Genomic DNA, 15,261 nt, shown 5'->3' with positions numbered 1-15,261 from the left:
GGGAGGAACCCTTGCCGAAAAGACCATCCATGGGAAAACGGGAACGTTCTTGTCCCCGTTAACACATAACAATTATCGTTTTTTTAACAACTGGAAATCAGTATAGGCCTGAATTTTTGACGATTCAACCAATAAATATTAGCAGGCTAATCAATTATTCATGGCGATTACTAGTGAGACTCACCGTGGGCAATTTGCGCCCGATCATCTGTGTGCGGGGCGTTAGCCTTCTGCGATTGCATTTTGTAACCCGCGGCCGCCAGCAGCACCGTTGTCAGCATCACGCTGGTGGTGGTGAGCAGCGGGGTGGCGATCAACCAGGAAACCACAAGACTTGCCAGGAAGCATAAACCCAGTTGCAGTGTGTTCTGCAATGCCGCAGCGCGTCCCGTAGCCTGTGGGAAAGGACGTAACGCCTGAGCCACAACAATAGGGTAGATTGCTCCATTGGCTATCGCCATAACGCAGAATGGGATGAGGATTTCAGCCAGCGCAACATGGTGAATAAAGCCGGTTGCCCAGGTGGCCACTACGCTAAAGGCATACAGAATGAGTAACCAGGGCAGCAACTGACGGCCCTGCCATTTTTGCAGCGCAGCGCGGCAGCCGTAACCACCAATTAAGAAAGCGATGGTTTGTGGAACATAGCTCAGGCCAATCACCGCCGGACTGTAGCCCATTTCGCTGAGGATGAACGGGGAACCCGTCAGCCACGCGAAGAAGCTCGCGGAGCAGGCGGCATAAATCAGCACGTTTCCGCGGTAAACTTTTGAGCGCAACAGGGTAGCGAAAGTCAGTTTATCCTGGCTGTCGTCGCGTGCTTTAGCTGTTGGTTTTAAGCGCAGAGCCGGAAGCATCAGGATCAGGGTAATGGCAAACAGAGTGGCGAAAATGGCCTGCCAGGAAAAATGTACCAGGATCCAACTGCCTAATAACGGCGCTAATGCCGGGGATAACCCGACCAACGGCATAATGGTGGCAAAGATGCGGTTTACTTTTTGTGAAGGATAATAATCGGTGACCAGCGCCTGCCAGATAACTGATGCCGCACAAACGCCAACGGCCTGAACAAAGCGCAGTACCAGCAGGCCGGTGGCATTTTCAACCCACAGCATGCCCAAACTGCCCAGCGCGAAGATGGATAAACCCAGCAGCAAAACAGGCTTGCGACCATAATGGTCAGAGAGCGGCCCCCACAGAAGTTGCGCGACGGCAAAACCCGCTAAGAATAAGCTAAGGCTGGCGCTGACGGCAGATGCAGGCGTCTGCAGATCGGACTGAATTGCGGCAAAGGCGGGCAGATACATATCCGTTGCCAGAAAGCCGAGTACGCTAAGACCCGCCAGCCAGACTAAAAATCCTTTCCCAGGTTGCATCATCATTTCTCTTTTTTTAGCAGTAGAACAATGCCGCTGAGTGTAGTGAGTGTAATTCTTGCTGTGAAACGCTAATATTTGCTTACTGATTTCAAATTTTTTGTAGGCAGAATATGTGGTCGGAATATTCACTTGAAGTTGTGGATGCGGTTGCGCGTAACGGTAGCTTTAGTTCGGCCGCGCAGGAGTTGCACCGCGTACCCTCGGCGGTAAGCTACACCGTGCGTCAACTGGAAGAGTGGCTGGCGGTGCCGCTTTTTGAGCGACGTCATCGGGACGTGGAATTGACGCCTGCTGGTGCATGGTTTCTCAAAGAAGGCCGCTCTGTTATCAAAAAAATGCAGATCACCCGCCAGCAATGTCAGCAAATTGCCAACGGCTGGCGCGGGCAGTTGGCGATCGCGGTAGATAACATTGTCCGCCCGGATCGTACCCGACAGATGATCGTGGATTTCTATCGTCATTTTGATGATGTGGAGCTGCTGGTTTTCCAGGAGGTGTTTAACGGTGTCTGGGATGCGCTGTCCGATGGGCGCGTTGAGCTGGCAATCGGCGCCACGCAGGCGATTCCGGTGGGGGGGCGCTATACCTTCCGCGACATGGGAATGCTGAGCTGGAGCTGCGTGGTGGCAAGCCATCATCCGTTGGCGTCAATGCCCGGACCGCTAAGCGACGACACGTTGCGCAACTGGCCGTCGCTGGTGCGTGAAGACACGTCGCGTACGCTTCCTAAGCGTATTACCTGGCTGCTGGATAACCAAAAGCGCGTTGTGGTGCCTGACTGGGAATCTTCTGCGACCTGTTTATCTGCAGGTTTGTGCGTGGGCATGGTACCGACGCATTTTGCCAAACCGTGGATTGATAGCGGCAAATGGGTCGCGCTGCAGCTGGAGAATCCATTTCCTGATGCCGCATGCTGCCTGACATGGCAACAGAACGATACGTCGCCGGCATTGAGCTGGCTGCTGGACTATTTAGGGGATAGTGAAACGCTGAATAAGGAATGGCTGCGGGAGCCCGATGAGGCTCCCGCACAACAGTCTTAACGACGGTAATCGCGGAACGGGCCGTCGGCAACGGAGCGGCGTTCTACCAGGCGCGGATGAACCTCGATAGACTGCGACTCTTCACGTTTATTCACAATACGGTCTAACAGCATGTTGAAGGCCGTTTCCCCCAGTGAATCTTTAGGCTGGTGAATGGTCGTCAGAGCCGGCGTGAAGAAGCGGGCATTGCGCACGTTGTCGTAACCGATGAGCGAAACATCCTGCGGTACGCGCAGTCCCATCTCGTCAGCGGCGCACAGCGCACCCATCGCCATAATATCGCCACCGCAGAAGACGGCGGTCGGACGATGCGACTGTGACAGAATTTGCTGCATGGCGCGATAGCCGGATTCAGGCTCAAAATCGCCCTGCACAATCCAGTTTTCAGGAACTTTAATCAGCGCTTCTTCCATCGCTTTCATAAAGCCTGCCAGACGCCCGGCTCCGGTATTACGCTCCATTGGTCCAGGGATCACGCCAATCTCACGATGACCGCGTTCTACCAGATACCGGCCCGCCATGTAACCGCCTTCGAAGGCGTTATCAATGACCGTATCGGTAAAGTCGGCTTTAGCTTCGCCCCAGTCCATGACGACCATCGGAATATGGCGGTACTCTTCGAGCATCGAAAGCAGCGACTCCGGATACTCAGAACACATCACCAGCAGACCATCAACACGCTTTTGCGCCATCATTGACAGATAAGCCTGCTGTTTTTCGAGACTGTTCCATGCGTTACCCAGAATCAGGGTATAGCCTTTCTGGAAACAGTTTTTCTCAACGGCTTCGATAATTTCAGCGAAATAGGCCGCTTCGCTGCTGGTGGCCAGCAAGCCAATAGACTTGGTGTGATTCACCTTCAGGCTGCGCGCCACGGCGCTCGGAGAATAGTGCAGCTCTTTGATCGCCGCCCAGACAGCATTACGCGTTTCTTCCGCGACAAAGCGCGTCTTGTTAATTACGTGTGATACGGTTGTAGTGGAAACGTTTGCTCGCTTCGCTACATCTTTAATTGTTGCCATTACATCTCACTCCAGACCATATCCTAAGCTCCTGAGAATACTCCAGGTAAACGTTTGCCTTAACACACCCTTAGCGCAACGTAAGGGTTGCGGCACGCCGGGAAAACGACACGGAACGTCAGGAAGGGGTCAATGGCCGGTACGCTAATCAAGTAAGCGTGGAATTTTGTCTGATCTTAACGAAAAGGGGAAGAGTTAAAAGCAGTTATCAATATAAATCGTGAGAGATTTTTGCTTTCAAGTGTGTAAAAATGCGCAATATCACTTTTTGTGTGGGAATAAAAAGGAGAAAACTTGATGAGCACCGATCTGAAATTTTCGTTAGTGACTACCATTATTGTTCTGGGTTTGATCGTCGCGGGTGGCCTGACCGCAGCGCTGCATTGATTTCCCCCGAGGGAGTTCGCTCTCCCTCATCTTTTCCGCTTGCCTTTCCCGTCGATTGTTTGCGAATAAGCAAAAGTTTTTTGCAATTTTGTTAACTTTATTAATTTTGCGATCAATGTCATGCTTTTGACTCTTATTTTATGTCGCGCCCCGGCTCGACGTTACGGAGTCGAAATATGAAACTCAATTATCCTTTACTGGCGCTGGCGATCGGCGCATTTGGCATTGGCACCACTGAATTTTCGCCAATGGGATTATTGCCCGTCATTGCCAAAGGTGTGGATGTCTCGATTCCCGCGGCCGGAATGTTAATCAGCGCGTATGCGGTTGGGGTGATGGTGGGTGCTCCGCTGATGACATTACTGCTGTCCCATCGTGCGCGACGTAATGCGTTGATATTCCTGATGGCGATTTTCACGCTGGGCAACGTGCTTTCGGCTATCTCGCCGGATTATACCACCCTGATGTTATCGCGTATTTTGACCAGTCTGAACCATGGGGCATTTTTTGGTCTTGGCTCCGTTGTCGCTGCAAGCGTAGTACCCAAACATAAGCAGGCCAGCGCCGTGGCAACCATGTTTATGGGGCTGACCATTGCCAATATTGGCGGCGTTCCTGCGGCGACCTGGCTTGGTGAAACCATCGGCTGGCGTATGTCGTTTATGGCAACGGCGGGTCTGGGCGTCATCGCCATGGTCAGCCTGTTCTTCTCATTACCCAAAGGTGGGGCGGGAGAGCGCCCGGATGTCCGTAGCGAACTGGCGGTACTTATGCGTCCGCAGGTGCTGTCGGCGCTGCTGACGACCGTTCTGGGTGCCGGGGCGATGTTCACGCTTTATACCTATATCTCACCAGTGTTACATACGATTACCCATGCCACACCGGCGTTTGTGACCGGTATGCTGGTGCTGATTGGCGTTGGCTTCTCAATCGGTAACTATCTTGGTGGCAAACTGGCTGACCGTTCCGTCAACGGTACGCTGAAAGGCTTTTTACTGCTGCTGATGGTTATTATGCTGGCCATTCCTTTCCTGGCGCGTAATGAGCTGGGTGCGGCAGTTAGTATGGTGGTCTGGGGGGCAGCGACGTTTGCGGTCGTTCCGCCGTTGCAGATGCGCGTGATGCGCGTTGCCAGCGAAGCGCCTGGATTATCATCGTCAGTCAACATTGGCGCGTTTAATCTGGGGAATGCTCTGGGTGCCGCAGCCGGTGGGGCGGTGATTTCCGGTGGGTTGGGCTATAGCTTTGTTCCGGTGATGGGGGCAATTGTGGCGGGGCTTGCGCTGCTGCTGGTCTTTATCTCGGCGCGCAAACAGCCTGAAGAGGCTTTCACTACCGCGAATTAATGCTAAAACGCAGAAGGGTTCTCCTTCTGCGTCATCTTTTTTATGCTGCGAAGTTCTTCGCAACAAATTCCCAGTTCACCAGCGCCCAGAAGTTTTCCAGGTAGCCAGGACGGGCATTGCGATAATCGATGTAGTAGGCGTGTTCCCATACGTCAACGGTCATCAGCGGCGTCGCGTCGGTGGTCAGCGGTGTACCTGCATTGGAGGTGGAAACGATAGCCAGTTTGCCATCTGTTCCTTTTACCAGCCAGGTCCAGCCAGAACCGAAGTTTTTAATAGCGGCATCGGTGAACTGCGCTTTGAAATCCGCAAAGCTGCCAAAGGAGGCGGCAATTGCTTCGGCCAGTTTACCGGTAGGTTCGCCACCTGCGTTCGGTGCCAGGCAGTTCCAGTAGAACGTGTGGTTCCATACCTGTGCTGCGTTATTGAATACACCGCCTTCAGAGCTACGTACGATCTCTTCCAGTGATTTGCCTTCAAACGCCGTGCCTTTAATCAGGTTGTTCAGATTAGTCACGTAAGTTTGATGGTGTTTGCCATAGTGATATTCCAGCGTTTCGGCAGAAATGTGCGGTGCCAGAGCATCTTTGGCATACGGTAATGCAGGTAATTCAAACGACATTGCTTCTCTCCTTATTATTTGTATTGAGTACACACAATAGCCTCATTGTGAGTAAGGATAGGGTAGCAAATTGAAAGGTTATGCAAAAGAAGAACTTACCCTACAGCATGTACTGTAGGGTAAGTTTTTAACGAATTGTTTTTGGCGTCATTACCCGACGAGCGCCCACATAGTGGCGCTGCCAGTAATCTTCACTCAGAGAGGTGATTTGAATTTCCTGGCCGCTGCGCGGTGACTGAATAAACTTACCGTTGCCAACATAAACGCCAACGTGATCGGCAGTTCCACGCCCCTGGGTACGGAAAAATACCAGGTCGCCATTTTTCAGTTCGCCACGTTCAATCGGCGCGGCATCGCGCAGATGATACATTTCGTTCGCAGTGCGTGGAATGCGGAATTTCACCAGATCTTTATAGGCGTAATAGACCAGACCGCTGCAGTCAAACCCGGTTCTTGGTGAGGTGCCGCCCCAGCGATAAGGCTTGCCGATTTGGTTCATCAGCGTGGACATGGCGGTTTTAGTGGCTTTCTGCACTTTCACTTTATGCGCGTCAGCCAGCGTCGTTGGTGCGGTGGTTTTCACTTTTACACAGCGCGGCTTATGACCTTTGCGCGGCGTGCATTTTTCAGTCCAGGTAACGGCAGCGGTTTGTGCTGCGGTGTTTTTACCACGACGGTTTGCCGTTTTAGTCGACTTTGCCGGAGCGGCAGTGCGATGTTTAGAAGAGGAAGCGGTTTTGGTGCTGGTTTTGCTGGTGGTTTTTGTCGCCGTTTTTTTGCTGGTCTTTGTTGTTTTTTGGCTGGTTGTTGCGCTTTTCTTTTTATCTACCGTTTTGATGGTGTGGGAATGGGTAGGTGTCGTCCTGGCCTGCTTGGAAGCATGAGCCATGGGCGTAAAGGGCAGTGTAGTAAAAAGTAAAGCACAGAGCGTGATCGAGATTCGGTTTATCCGCGCCACTGAGCAATCCTCTGGTAAGGCAGGTCTATCATGCCTGCGTGTGATTTTCAAAACTTGATGATTCTAATCTATAGAAAGAGGGAAAGTTAATAGCTTTTTTGTTTAAAACTACGTTTCGTAACCGACCGCAAAAAAAAATCAGCAATTAAAGTTGGCGTTGGTGAACGAATAATCAAATCCACAGGCTTTAAGGGGATAAATGAGATTGTGAATGCAACTTTTGGCGTCAGGGGATAAAATAATAACGCGTAATGAAAATGTTATTTTCCGTTGCCTGTCTGACCCGCTACAATGTCAGACTACTGCCGTAAAAGAAGTTTAAGGAAGCAAGATAATGAGCACCACTATCGAAAAAATCCAGCGCCAGATCGCTGAAAACCCGATTCTCCTGTACATGAAAGGTTCCCCTAAACTGCCAAGCTGCGGTTTCTCCGCTCAGGCTGTGCAGGCGCTGTCCGCCTGTGGTGAACGCTTTGCTTATGTTGATATTCTGCAGAACCCGGATATTCGCGCCGAGCTGCCGAAATACGCAAACTGGCCAACCTTCCCGCAGCTGTGGGTTGATGGCGAGCTGGTTGGCGGCTGTGACATTTTGATCGAAATGTACCAGCGCGGTGAGTTGCAGCAGCTGATTAAAGAAACAGCGGCGAAATACAAAACCGAAGAGCCGGACGCTGAATAATATCAGCGTAAATAAAAAGCGACCTCGTGATGGTCGCTTTTTTTATCGGTCCGTTATGCCTCTTCAGGTACGGGAAGAGGCCAGCCGCCGAGACGTTTCCAGCGGTTAACAATTTCGCAAAACAGCACGGCCGTCCGTTCGGTGTCATACAGCGCCGAGTGCGCCTGAGTCCCGTCAAATTCCATTCCTGCCGCCAGGCACGCTTTCGATAACACAGTTTGCCCCAGAGACAGGCCGCTTAAGGCCGCAGTATCAAAGGTGACGAACGGATGAAATGGATTACGTTTGAGCGAGGCGCGTTCTGCTGCGGCCATCATAAAACTGTGGTCGAACGTAGCGTTATGCGCCACCATGATCGCCCGATTGCAGCCGCTGTCTTTAATGCCTTTACGCACCATTTTAAAGATGGCATGCAGAGCGTCATATTCGCTGACCGCGCCGCGTAGCGGATTGTTAGGGTCAATTCCGTTAAAGGCGAGGGCTTCCGGCTGCAAATTCGCGCCTTCAAATGGCTCTACGTGGAAATGTAACGTCGTGTCCGGCATCAGCCAGCCTTGTTCATCCATTTTCAGTGTGATGGCTGCGATCTCAAGCAGCGCATCGGTTTTGGCATTGAACCCTGCGGTTTCGACATCAATGACGACAGGATAAAAACCACGAAAACGGTCACACAGACCGGAAAGTTGAGCGTTATCGGACATCTGGGTCTCTTAATACGGGAAAATTGCAGCGCGTATTATGGCAAAATGATGAGTATAAAACTACGGGCACAGACGATCTGCGCCCGTGGGGAGGTTAGTCGCCCAGGCCGCGCCCGGCGTCTTTCTCTTCGATCAGTTCAATTTTGTAACCGTCTGGATCTTCAACGAACGCAATTACGGTGGTGCCGCCTTTTACCGGACCGGCTTCACGCGTGACGTTACCGCCATTCTGACGAATACGTTCACAGGCTTCGGCTGCGTTGTCTACGCTCAGGGCGATATGGCCGTAGGCAGTGCCCAGCTCATACTTGTCGACACCCCAGTTATAGGTCAGTTCGATCACGGCTTCGCTGGTTTCAGGGCCGTAGCCGACAAAGGCCAGGGAGTATTTGTATTCAGGGTTTTCGCTGGTACGCAGCAGCTTCATGCCCAGCACGTTGGTATAAAACTCGATGGAACGCTGCAGGTTACCCACGCGCAGCATGGTATGAAGTAAACGCATCTTTTTCCCCTTCGAAAATGGCTAATACATTCAAAATGTTGTTTTAGTATAGCGGCGTTGTTACGCCGCTATCAATGGCAGAACGGAGTTTGTGACGTTAGAGGGTAGGATAATCGGTGTAACCTTCCGCGCCGCCGCCGTAGAAGCTTTCGGCACGTTGCGGATTCAGCTCCGCTTTACGCTGCAGGCGCGCAACCAGATCCGGGTTAGCGATATAGGCGCGACCAAAAGCAACGGCGTCGATCAGGCCCTTCTCGATCAGTGCTTCTGCTTTTTCAGGTGTGTAGGCACCCGCACCAATGATCGGACCGTGGAAACGTGCACGAACTTTTTCGCGAAACGCATCGGAATACGGCTCGCCGCCAGCCCAGTCCGGCTCAGACATATGCAGGTAAGCGATTCCGCGCTTGCCCAGTTGTTCAATCAGATACAGCGCATCGGCTTCTTCGTTCGGGCCGTTGTCAACGTTCTGGAATGAACCAATCGGAGAGACGCGAATACCGATGCGATCGGCACCCCATTCTTTAATACCGGCATCGACAACTTCCAGCACCAGACGCGCACGATTTTCGACGCTGCCGCCGTATTGATCGGTACGCTGGTTAGACGTTGGCGACAGGAACTGGTGCAGCAGATAGCCGTGAGCGGAGTGCAGTTCAACCATGTCGAAACCCGCTTCGCGCGCGTTGGCAATCGCCTGACGGAAGTCATTAACGATGCCGGGAATTTCTTCAGTTTCGAGCGCACGCGGCATTGAGGTATCCGCACGCGTTGCCAGACCATTTTCATCACGAAGCGAGGTCCGGGTACCGGCGCTAATCGCGGAAGGTGCGACCGGTGCCTGACCGTTGGGCTGCAGACTGGCGTGAGAGATGCGCCCGGTATGCCACAACTGGACCGCAATATGACCTTGCTCCGCATGTACGGCAGCGGTGATATTTTTCCATGCGGCAATTTGCGCTTCGCTGTGTAAGCCGGGCGCCCCCGCATAGCCTTTCGCCTGCGCGGAAATCTGTGTAGCTTCACTGATGATAAGACCCGCGCTGGCGCGTTGACGGTAATACTCGGCCATCAGCGGAGTAGGGATGTCGCCAGGCTCAATGCTGCGCAGACGCGTCAGTGGCGCCATGAATACGCGGTTTGCTGCCGTAATAGCACCCACTTTCAGTGGGGAAAAAAGTTTTTCAGATGACATATGGCACTCCTGAATAGACCGGTCGTCTAGTAATAAAAGAAATAAAAACGCCTGTTAAACGGCAGGCGTAGTAATGATGGTTTTAACGTGCGCCAGCGCATTTTCCAGCGGGGTGGCGCTACGAGAAATCTTGGCCTGCAGGTTGGCGCCCAGCCACAGAGCATACAATACCTGCGCCTGTTGTAACGGCTCGCCAACAAAGGACAGACAATGATTTGCCTGACCTTTCTCCAGCGCCTGCGCTAACAGCGCAATAATGTGCCGCGCGCCTTTATCCATCGCCGTGCGCATATCTTCTGACAGATCGCACACTTCGGCAGACAGTTTTACGGTTAAACAACCGCTGATAATGCCGTGCTGGCTAAACTGGTTCAGAGTTTCCTGATAGTAGGCCAAAATACGGTCGCGATAGTTTCCTGCCCCCGTATCAAAGTGCGTAGCCAGTCGCTGATGATAGGCCGCATAGTGGCGTTCCAGCATCGCAACACCGAACGCTTCTTTAGAGCGAAAATAGTGATAAAACGAACCTTTGGGGACTTCAGCGGTTTTCAGTAGTTCGCTTAAGCCCATACCGGTGAAGCCGCGCTGCATACACAGCAGTTCGCCAGTCGCCAGCAGATGTTCGCGTGTATCGTGTTCAGTGATTTTGTTCATGGGAAGGAGTGTAATAGACCAGTCGGTCTAATGCAATAGCGCTTGCGAGAAATTCAGTTAACGTCTTCAATAGGTATATCAATCTTACGAAAGGAGGGGATGTGGCCGAACAGCTGGAGTTTTTCCCCGTCCAGAGCCCATGCCGTGGAATATGTCAGTCTGACGAGCGCGGTTTTTGCCGCGGCTGTTTTCGCAGTCGGGATGAGCGTTTTAACTGGCAAAAGATGAGCGATGCCGAAAAGCAGGAAGTGCTACGGCTTTGTCGTCAGCGCCTGATGCGTAAATTACGAGCAAACAAAGCCAACCCTTCGGAAGAACCGCAACAACCTTCACTCTTTTAAAAGCGTAATTGCGTATACTCGATGCACATTCACTTATAAGGAAGCTGCTATGGTTCAGCGTATTACTATTGCGCCGCAAGGTCCGGAATTTTCTCGCTTTGTAATGGGGTATTGGCGCCTGATGGACTGGAATATGTCCGCGCGCCAGCTAGTCAGCTTTATTGAAGAACATCTGGATCTGGGCGTTACCACCGTCGATCACGCCGATATTTACGGCGGATACCAGTGTGAAGCGGCGTTTGGTGAGGCACTGAAGCTGGCCCCGCATCTGCGTGAAAAAATGCAGATTGTTACCAAGTGCGGGATCGCCACGACGGCACGCACGGAAAATGCGCTGGGTCATTACATCACCGACAGCGCGCATATCATTGCCAGTGCGGAAGCATCGTTGAAGTTACTGGCGACCGATCATATTGATTTGCTGCTCATCCATCGTCCCGATCCGCTCATGGATGCGGACGACGTAGCCGACGCGTTCAAAAAATTGCACCATAGCGGAAAAGTGCGTCACTTTGGCGTATCTAACTTCACCCCGGCACAGTTCTCACTGCTGCAATCGCGTCTGCCGTTCACGCTGGCGACTAACCAGGTTGAGATCTCACCGGTACATCAGCCGCTCCTGCTGGATGGTACTTTAGATCAACTGCAACAACTGCGCATTCGTCCGATGGCCTGGTCCTGCCTCGGCGGTGGTCGTCTGTTTAATGACGATGCGTTCCAGCCATTACGTAATGAACTTGCCACAATCGCAGAAGAGTTAAACGCGCAGTCCATTGAGCAGGTGGTGTACGCCTGGATTTTACGTCTGCCGTCTCAGCCGCTGCCGATTATTGGCTCAGGGAAGATAGAGCGTGTACGCGCTGCCATTGAGTCTGAGTCATTGAACATGTCTCGCCAGCAGTGGTTCCGTATTCGCAAAGCTGCGCTGGGTTACGACGTACCGTAATCGCGTTTTTGACGCTTCTCCGTTCAAATTTGTGTCACTGGTTTACACTTATCAATCAGACACCTTTTGGACGGAGGTCTTATGAAGCGTTTGAGTTTGGCCATTATTACTCTACTTGCCTGTGCAGGTGCGCAGGCTGCCAGTGAAGAAAAAGTGACAATGAATCTGGTAACGTCGCAAGGCGTCGGCCAGGCGATTGGTACGGTCACTATTGCTGAAACCGGGAAAGGGCTGGAGTTTACGCCCGATCTGAAAGCGCTGCCGCCGGGTGAACATGGCTTCCATGTGCATGCGAATGGCAGTTGCCAACCGGCGATTAAAGAAGGAAAAGCCTCAGCCGCGGAATCGGCTGGAGGCCATTATGATCCGCACCAAACCGGCAAGCACGAAGGTCCGGAAGGCGCAGGCCACATGGGCGACCTGCCGCTGCTGGTGGTGAATAACGACGGTAACGCCACAACACCGGTCATTGCGCCGCGGCTGAAAACGCTCGATGAGGTTAAAGGCAAAGCGCTGATGATCCATGTCGGTGGCGATAATATGTCCGATCAACCAAAACCGCTTGGCGGTGGTGGAGCGCGCTACGCCTGTGGCGTTATCAAATAATCAATTGCCTAGCGTACCCGGCGGAGGCGCCTGTTCGAGCTGAGAAAGCGAGCAGTGTAGTCGCCAGATAAGCGCCGACAGTTCTTGCGCCGCAGGTTGATGATGGTGGGCGAGCGTGTCGCAAATACGCTGTAGCTCACTCAGCGTGGCATTCAGCGGTCGTTGCTGAACGCCGCGCTCACTCATTACGTCGCGAAGCAACGAAATACACACGTCTCTGACACGAGCCAGAGGATCTGAACGCACCTCCCAGGTGCGCAGTTGCCACACCACGTGCGAGCAGTTCAGCAAGACAACCCCCCAACGCAATAGCCAGCGTCGCGCCAGTGCATCCTGACTGTTGCTGAGCTGGCTGACGTGATGATAGGTCAGCGACTCAAATTCGTTTTCACTGAGCGAGGGATGTCGGCTGAGCTGATCGACAAAATCCCGGCGCAGGGCGCGAATATGGCGGCGACCTTTCCGCGCATCCGATCCGGGCCGCAGAATGGCGAATGCCAGCCACGATAGCGCCACGCCGGTGATTTTCGCCATATTGTCATTCAGGAAATCAGCAAAATCATAAACCGGTGGATTAGTCACCGCGATAAACGATCCCATAAACACGATTAGCTGCCCCCAAAGACCCGCCAGCGCGGGCATTTGCAGCTTCAGGAGTTGCATGGTAGCGAGCAGCGGGAAGAGAAACAGAATGAATTGCCAGAGGTCAGAGATTTGCACCATCAGGCCAAACTTAACCACAAAGCTAAACAGCGACAGCAGAACCAGCGTGCGCATCAGCAAAGAAAGTGACTTGAACGGCGTGGCTACGGCAGAATACAGCACGCTGCTGATGGCCGCGAGCGTTAGTGCGCCAGAGCCTGATTCCCATTGCGCGCCAATGCTCCATGCGCCGATAAGCATCAGGGTACAGAACGTACGCAATCCGCTCCAGAGGGCTTCCGCATTATCGGTATGACGGGCAAGTCCTGGCGTGCGGGCGATAGTAATACGCTCGGCGGTAACGCCATTTTCCAGTAAATGCAGATAATGACTGCTGCGTAAGTACAGCCGACAAAAATAACGCAGTCGTTGCCAGAAGGCGACGTGCCGATAGTCGCGCGCATCGAGGGGACGCAGGGGGGCAATAATACGCGCGACGGTGTAGGTGTCGGTATTGGATTTGACCAGCTCGCTGAGCAGTTGTTCGATGATTTCCCGGGTATTAGCCGGGGGAGTGGGCCAGTTCAGGAGCATCCTGCGCAGACTGGAGATCACGCTGGTCATACGTAACTGCTGATGCAACAGCGAATTGAGCAACGCATTTTGACGGCGAAAACGGTAGTGACTCCAGAACGCCTGAATACGCAGCAGGTTCATGGTCAGAATCTGACCGATAACACCTTCATGGGCTGTGCGAATCGCATCCGTTGTCTCCGGTTGCCAGAGTAAGCTGGCATGCTCCAGTAAACGCGAATGCATGTTTTTCAGCGCGGTAAGCAATGTGGTCCCATCGGAGGTGCTGGGGAGGATCATCATCATCATGCCGCCGCACAGGATACCGACGATGACCTCGCATACGCGGGCCTGAGCGATATCCCACAACTGCGTAATCTCTATGGTATTGACCATGGGAAAAGCAATGATCGCCGCCGTATAACCGGCCAGTTGAAAGGCGTAGGCGACGTTATTGGTGAAGTGAGCGCAGGCCCAGGTACAAAAACCGATCCACACTGACATGCTCAGCAAAAACAACCACGGCTCATTGAGGGTATGACCGGCAATAATCAACGCGGCGGTGGCACCCAGCAAGCTACCCGCAACACGACCCAGACTTTTGCTTATAACCCCGCCGACGGTGGGAAAGCTGACCACTGCCGCCGAGGTCATCGCCCAGTAGGGCTCATCCAGATTCAGGTAATAGGCGAACGTTAACGCCAGACACATCGCAATGGTATTTCGCAACGCATAACGCCACTGCGCTACCGTGGCTTTAAACCACGGCCAATGGCCTGGCATCAGGTGGGACAGTTTCATTTACGCTGGCCGATAGACACGCTGCAGGTCGTACCAGAAACCAGGGTGACATCCTGCGGCAGAGCGTCGAATTCGATGCGGACCGGAACGCGTTGGGCCAGACGCACCCACGGCACATTGGGTTTGATGTCGGGAATCAGGCCGGAATCGCTTTCCACACTTTGGTCGTAGATGGCGCGACCAATACTGGATACGTGACCCTGTAACTTTATGTTGCCGCTGTAGAGCGTGATAACCGCAGGTGCACCTTCACGAATGTGGCGCAATTTGGTTTCTTCAAAATACCCCATCACATAGAAAGAGTGGCTGTCGACAAGGGCAAACAGGGGCTTACCGGTTGAGGCGTAGTCTCCAGTACGAGTTGAAAGGTTGGTGACCCAGCCCGCTACGGGCGCTTTGACCACCGTCTGCGTCAGTTGCCACTGCGCCTGGCGCAGACTGGCCTCGGCTGCTTCAACGCTGGCCTGCATGGCTTTCACGTTGAGGTTAGCTGTATCCAGATCTTCGGCTGAGATATAATTTTGCGATAAATGACGGCGGCGGTTGGCTTCGTTATTGGCTTTCGCCAGATCGGACTGTGCCTTCGCCAGCTGCGCTTGCGCATTCAGTTCAGCAATGTGAAACGGCGTCTTGTCGATGATAAAAAGGACATCGCCTTTGTTCACAAACTGGTTATCTTTTATATTGAGTTCGCTAATGCTGCCTGAGACCTGCGGCGTGATGCTGACCTGCTCAGCACGCACTTTGCCATCACGTGTCCAGGGCGATTGCATATAGTAATTCCACATCCACCATCCGGCGAAAACTGCGATGGCAGCGACTATAATGGTGGAGAAGTATTTAATGGTTTTAAGCGACATA

At 52.9% G+C, this 15,261-nt stretch carries 16 protein-coding genes and 1 pseudogene; 7 read left to right on the top strand and 10 right to left on the bottom strand.

Translation table 11 applies throughout. The features are described 5' to 3' along the window. Positions 1 to 170: 170 nt before the first annotated feature. Complete coding sequence (gene punC, locus HV350_RS13455) at positions 171 to 1,376, bottom strand: purine nucleoside transporter PunC (RefSeq protein WP_016156423.1); 1,206 nt, start codon at positions 1,374 to 1,376, stop codon at positions 171 to 173. 113 nt (positions 1,377 to 1,489) lie between these two features. Here punC and punR point away from each other — a divergent pair, with 113 nt between their 5' ends. Continuing rightward, positions 1,490 to 2,422: a DNA-binding transcriptional activator PunR gene (gene punR / locus HV350_RS13450; protein WP_019076726.1), complete on the top strand. Its 933-nt coding sequence runs from the start codon at positions 1,490 to 1,492 to the stop codon at positions 2,420 to 2,422. Here the strand turns inward: punR and purR are convergent. Further along, positions 2,419 to 3,444 (bottom strand): HTH-type transcriptional repressor PurR, encoded by a 1,026-nt coding sequence (gene purR, locus HV350_RS13445; RefSeq protein ID WP_003832757.1) that lies wholly within the window; start codon positions 3,442 to 3,444, stop codon positions 2,419 to 2,421. The genes punR and purR overlap by 4 nt on opposite strands. Before the next feature lie 297 nt (positions 3,445 to 3,741). Between purR and cydH the strand changes: the two genes are divergently transcribed. Further along, the gene (cydH, locus tag HV350_RS13440; RefSeq protein ID WP_003029209.1) at positions 3,742 to 3,831 is read left to right on the top strand and encodes a cytochrome bd-I accessory subunit CydH; all 90 of its coding nucleotides are present in this window, start codon (positions 3,742 to 3,744) and stop codon (positions 3,829 to 3,831) included. A 176-nt stretch (positions 3,832 to 4,007) separates the two neighbouring features. Continuing rightward, on the top strand, positions 4,008 to 5,177 hold the full coding sequence (locus HV350_RS13435; protein WP_046276347.1) for an MFS transporter: 1,170 nt from the start codon (positions 4,008 to 4,010) through the stop codon (positions 5,175 to 5,177). Positions 5,178 to 5,217: 40 nt separating this feature from the next. Here HV350_RS13435 and sodB read toward each other — a convergent pair whose 3' ends face one another. Together sodB and HV350_RS13425 are read right to left on the bottom strand one after the other, a co-directional pair. Then, positions 5,218 to 5,799: a superoxide dismutase [Fe] gene (gene sodB, locus HV350_RS13430; RefSeq protein WP_016152988.1), complete on the bottom strand. Its 582-nt coding sequence runs from the start codon at positions 5,797 to 5,799 to the stop codon at positions 5,218 to 5,220. A 127-nt stretch (positions 5,800 to 5,926) separates the two neighbouring features. Beyond that, entirely contained in the window at positions 5,927 to 6,757 is an 831-nt protein-coding gene (locus HV350_RS13425; protein ID WP_019076728.1) for a C40 family peptidase, read from the bottom strand. Between the two features lie 334 nt (positions 6,758 to 7,091). On the opposite strand from HV350_RS13425, the gene grxD reads away from it, so the two are divergent. Then, the gene (grxD, locus tag HV350_RS13420) at positions 7,092 to 7,439 is read left to right on the top strand and encodes a monothiol glutaredoxin 4 (protein ID WP_003832760.1); all 348 of its coding nucleotides are present in this window, start codon (positions 7,092 to 7,094) and stop codon (positions 7,437 to 7,439) included. A 53-nt stretch (positions 7,440 to 7,492) separates the two neighbouring features. Here grxD and rnt read toward each other — a convergent pair whose 3' ends face one another. From rnt to HV350_RS13400, 4 genes are all read right to left on the bottom strand, one after another. Next, on the bottom strand, positions 7,493 to 8,140 hold the full coding sequence (gene rnt, locus HV350_RS13415) for a ribonuclease T (RefSeq protein WP_016152990.1): 648 nt from the start codon (positions 8,138 to 8,140) through the stop codon (positions 7,493 to 7,495). 94 nt (positions 8,141 to 8,234) lie between these two features. Beyond that, positions 8,235 to 8,642, bottom strand: coding sequence for a lactoylglutathione lyase (gloA, locus tag HV350_RS13410; protein WP_046276345.1), 408 nt, complete (start codon positions 8,640 to 8,642; stop codon positions 8,235 to 8,237). A 97-nt stretch (positions 8,643 to 8,739) separates the two neighbouring features. After that, the gene (locus HV350_RS13405) at positions 8,740 to 9,837 is read right to left on the bottom strand and encodes an alkene reductase (RefSeq protein WP_181628680.1); all 1,098 of its coding nucleotides are present in this window, start codon (positions 9,835 to 9,837) and stop codon (positions 8,740 to 8,742) included. Between the two features lie 54 nt (positions 9,838 to 9,891). Beyond that, entirely contained in the window at positions 9,892 to 10,491 is a 600-nt protein-coding gene (locus HV350_RS13400) for a TetR/AcrR family transcriptional regulator (protein ID WP_016152991.1), read from the bottom strand. Between the two features lie 101 nt (positions 10,492 to 10,592). Here HV350_RS13400 and HV350_RS13395 point away from each other — a divergent pair, with 101 nt between their 5' ends. The 3 genes from HV350_RS13395 to sodC all read left to right on the top strand — a co-directional run bounded on the left by HV350_RS13395 (position 10,593) and on the right by sodC (position 12,384). Next, positions 10,593 to 10,832, top strand: coding sequence for a DUF1289 domain-containing protein (locus HV350_RS13395; RefSeq protein WP_016156428.1), 240 nt, complete (start codon positions 10,593 to 10,595; stop codon positions 10,830 to 10,832). Positions 10,833 to 10,881: 49 nt separating this feature from the next. Next, the gene (locus tag HV350_RS13390; protein WP_181628678.1) at positions 10,882 to 11,778 is read left to right on the top strand and encodes an aldo/keto reductase family oxidoreductase; all 897 of its coding nucleotides are present in this window, start codon (positions 10,882 to 10,884) and stop codon (positions 11,776 to 11,778) included. 81 nt (positions 11,779 to 11,859) lie between these two features. Then, positions 11,860 to 12,384, top strand: a complete 525-nt coding sequence (gene sodC / locus HV350_RS13385) for a superoxide dismutase [Cu-Zn] SodC (protein WP_016156429.1) — start codon at positions 11,860 to 11,862, stop codon at positions 12,382 to 12,384. Here sodC and HV350_RS13380 read toward each other — a convergent pair. Beyond that, positions 12,360 to 14,400 (bottom strand): annotated as a pseudogene (locus HV350_RS13380) (FUSC family protein). The gene sodC and the pseudogene HV350_RS13380 overlap by 25 nt on opposite strands. After that, positions 14,397 to 15,260: an HlyD family secretion protein gene (locus HV350_RS13375; RefSeq protein WP_016152996.1), complete on the bottom strand. Its 864-nt coding sequence runs from the start codon at positions 15,258 to 15,260 to the stop codon at positions 14,397 to 14,399. The pseudogene HV350_RS13380 and the gene HV350_RS13375 overlap by 4 nt, the downstream one beginning before the upstream one ends. Position 15,261 lies beyond the last annotated feature (1 nt).

Origin of the sequence: Citrobacter sp. RHBSTW-01013 (assembly GCF_013781985.1) — a bacterium.
Classification (GTDB): domain Bacteria; phylum Pseudomonadota; class Gammaproteobacteria; order Enterobacterales; family Enterobacteriaceae; genus Citrobacter; species Citrobacter braakii.
This window is presented reverse-complemented; position numbering and strand designations above follow the sequence as displayed.

Bases quoted from the DNA above. Each gene is read 5' to 3' on its own strand.
- punR (WP_019076726.1), top strand. From the start codon at position 1,490: ATGTGGTCGGAATATTCACTTGAAGTTGTGGATGCGGTTGCGCGTAAC.
- gloA (WP_046276345.1), bottom strand. From the start codon at position 8,642: ATGCGTTTACTTCATACCATGCTGCGCGTGGGTAACCTGCAGCGTTCC.
- HV350_RS13375 (WP_016152996.1), bottom strand. From the start codon at position 15,260: ATGTCGCTTAAAACCATTAAATACTTCTCCACCATTATAGTCGCTGCC.
- sodB (WP_016152988.1), bottom strand. From the start codon at position 5,799: ATGTCGTTTGAATTACCTGCATTACCGTATGCCAAAGATGCTCTGGCA.
- sodC (WP_016156429.1), top strand. From the start codon at position 11,860: ATGAAGCGTTTGAGTTTGGCCATTATTACTCTACTTGCCTGTGCAGGT.
- HV350_RS13390 (WP_181628678.1), top strand. From the start codon at position 10,882: ATGGTTCAGCGTATTACTATTGCGCCGCAAGGTCCGGAATTTTCTCGC.
- HV350_RS13435 (WP_046276347.1), top strand. From the start codon at position 4,008: ATGAAACTCAATTATCCTTTACTGGCGCTGGCGATCGGCGCATTTGGC.
- rnt (WP_016152990.1), bottom strand. From the start codon at position 8,140: ATGTCCGATAACGCTCAACTTTCCGGTCTGTGTGACCGTTTTCGTGGT.
- punC (WP_016156423.1), bottom strand. From the start codon at position 1,376: ATGCAACCTGGGAAAGGATTTTTAGTCTGGCTGGCGGGTCTTAGCGTA.
- cydH (WP_003029209.1), top strand. From the start codon at position 3,742: ATGAGCACCGATCTGAAATTTTCGTTAGTGACTACCATTATTGTTCTG.
- grxD (WP_003832760.1), top strand. From the start codon at position 7,092: ATGAGCACCACTATCGAAAAAATCCAGCGCCAGATCGCTGAAAACCCG.
- purR (WP_003832757.1), bottom strand. From the start codon at position 3,444: ATGGCAACAATTAAAGATGTAGCGAAGCGAGCAAACGTTTCCACTACA.
- HV350_RS13400 (WP_016152991.1), bottom strand. From the start codon at position 10,491: ATGAACAAAATCACTGAACACGATACACGCGAACATCTGCTGGCGACT.
- HV350_RS13405 (WP_181628680.1), bottom strand. From the start codon at position 9,837: ATGTCATCTGAAAAACTTTTTTCCCCACTGAAAGTGGGTGCTATTACG.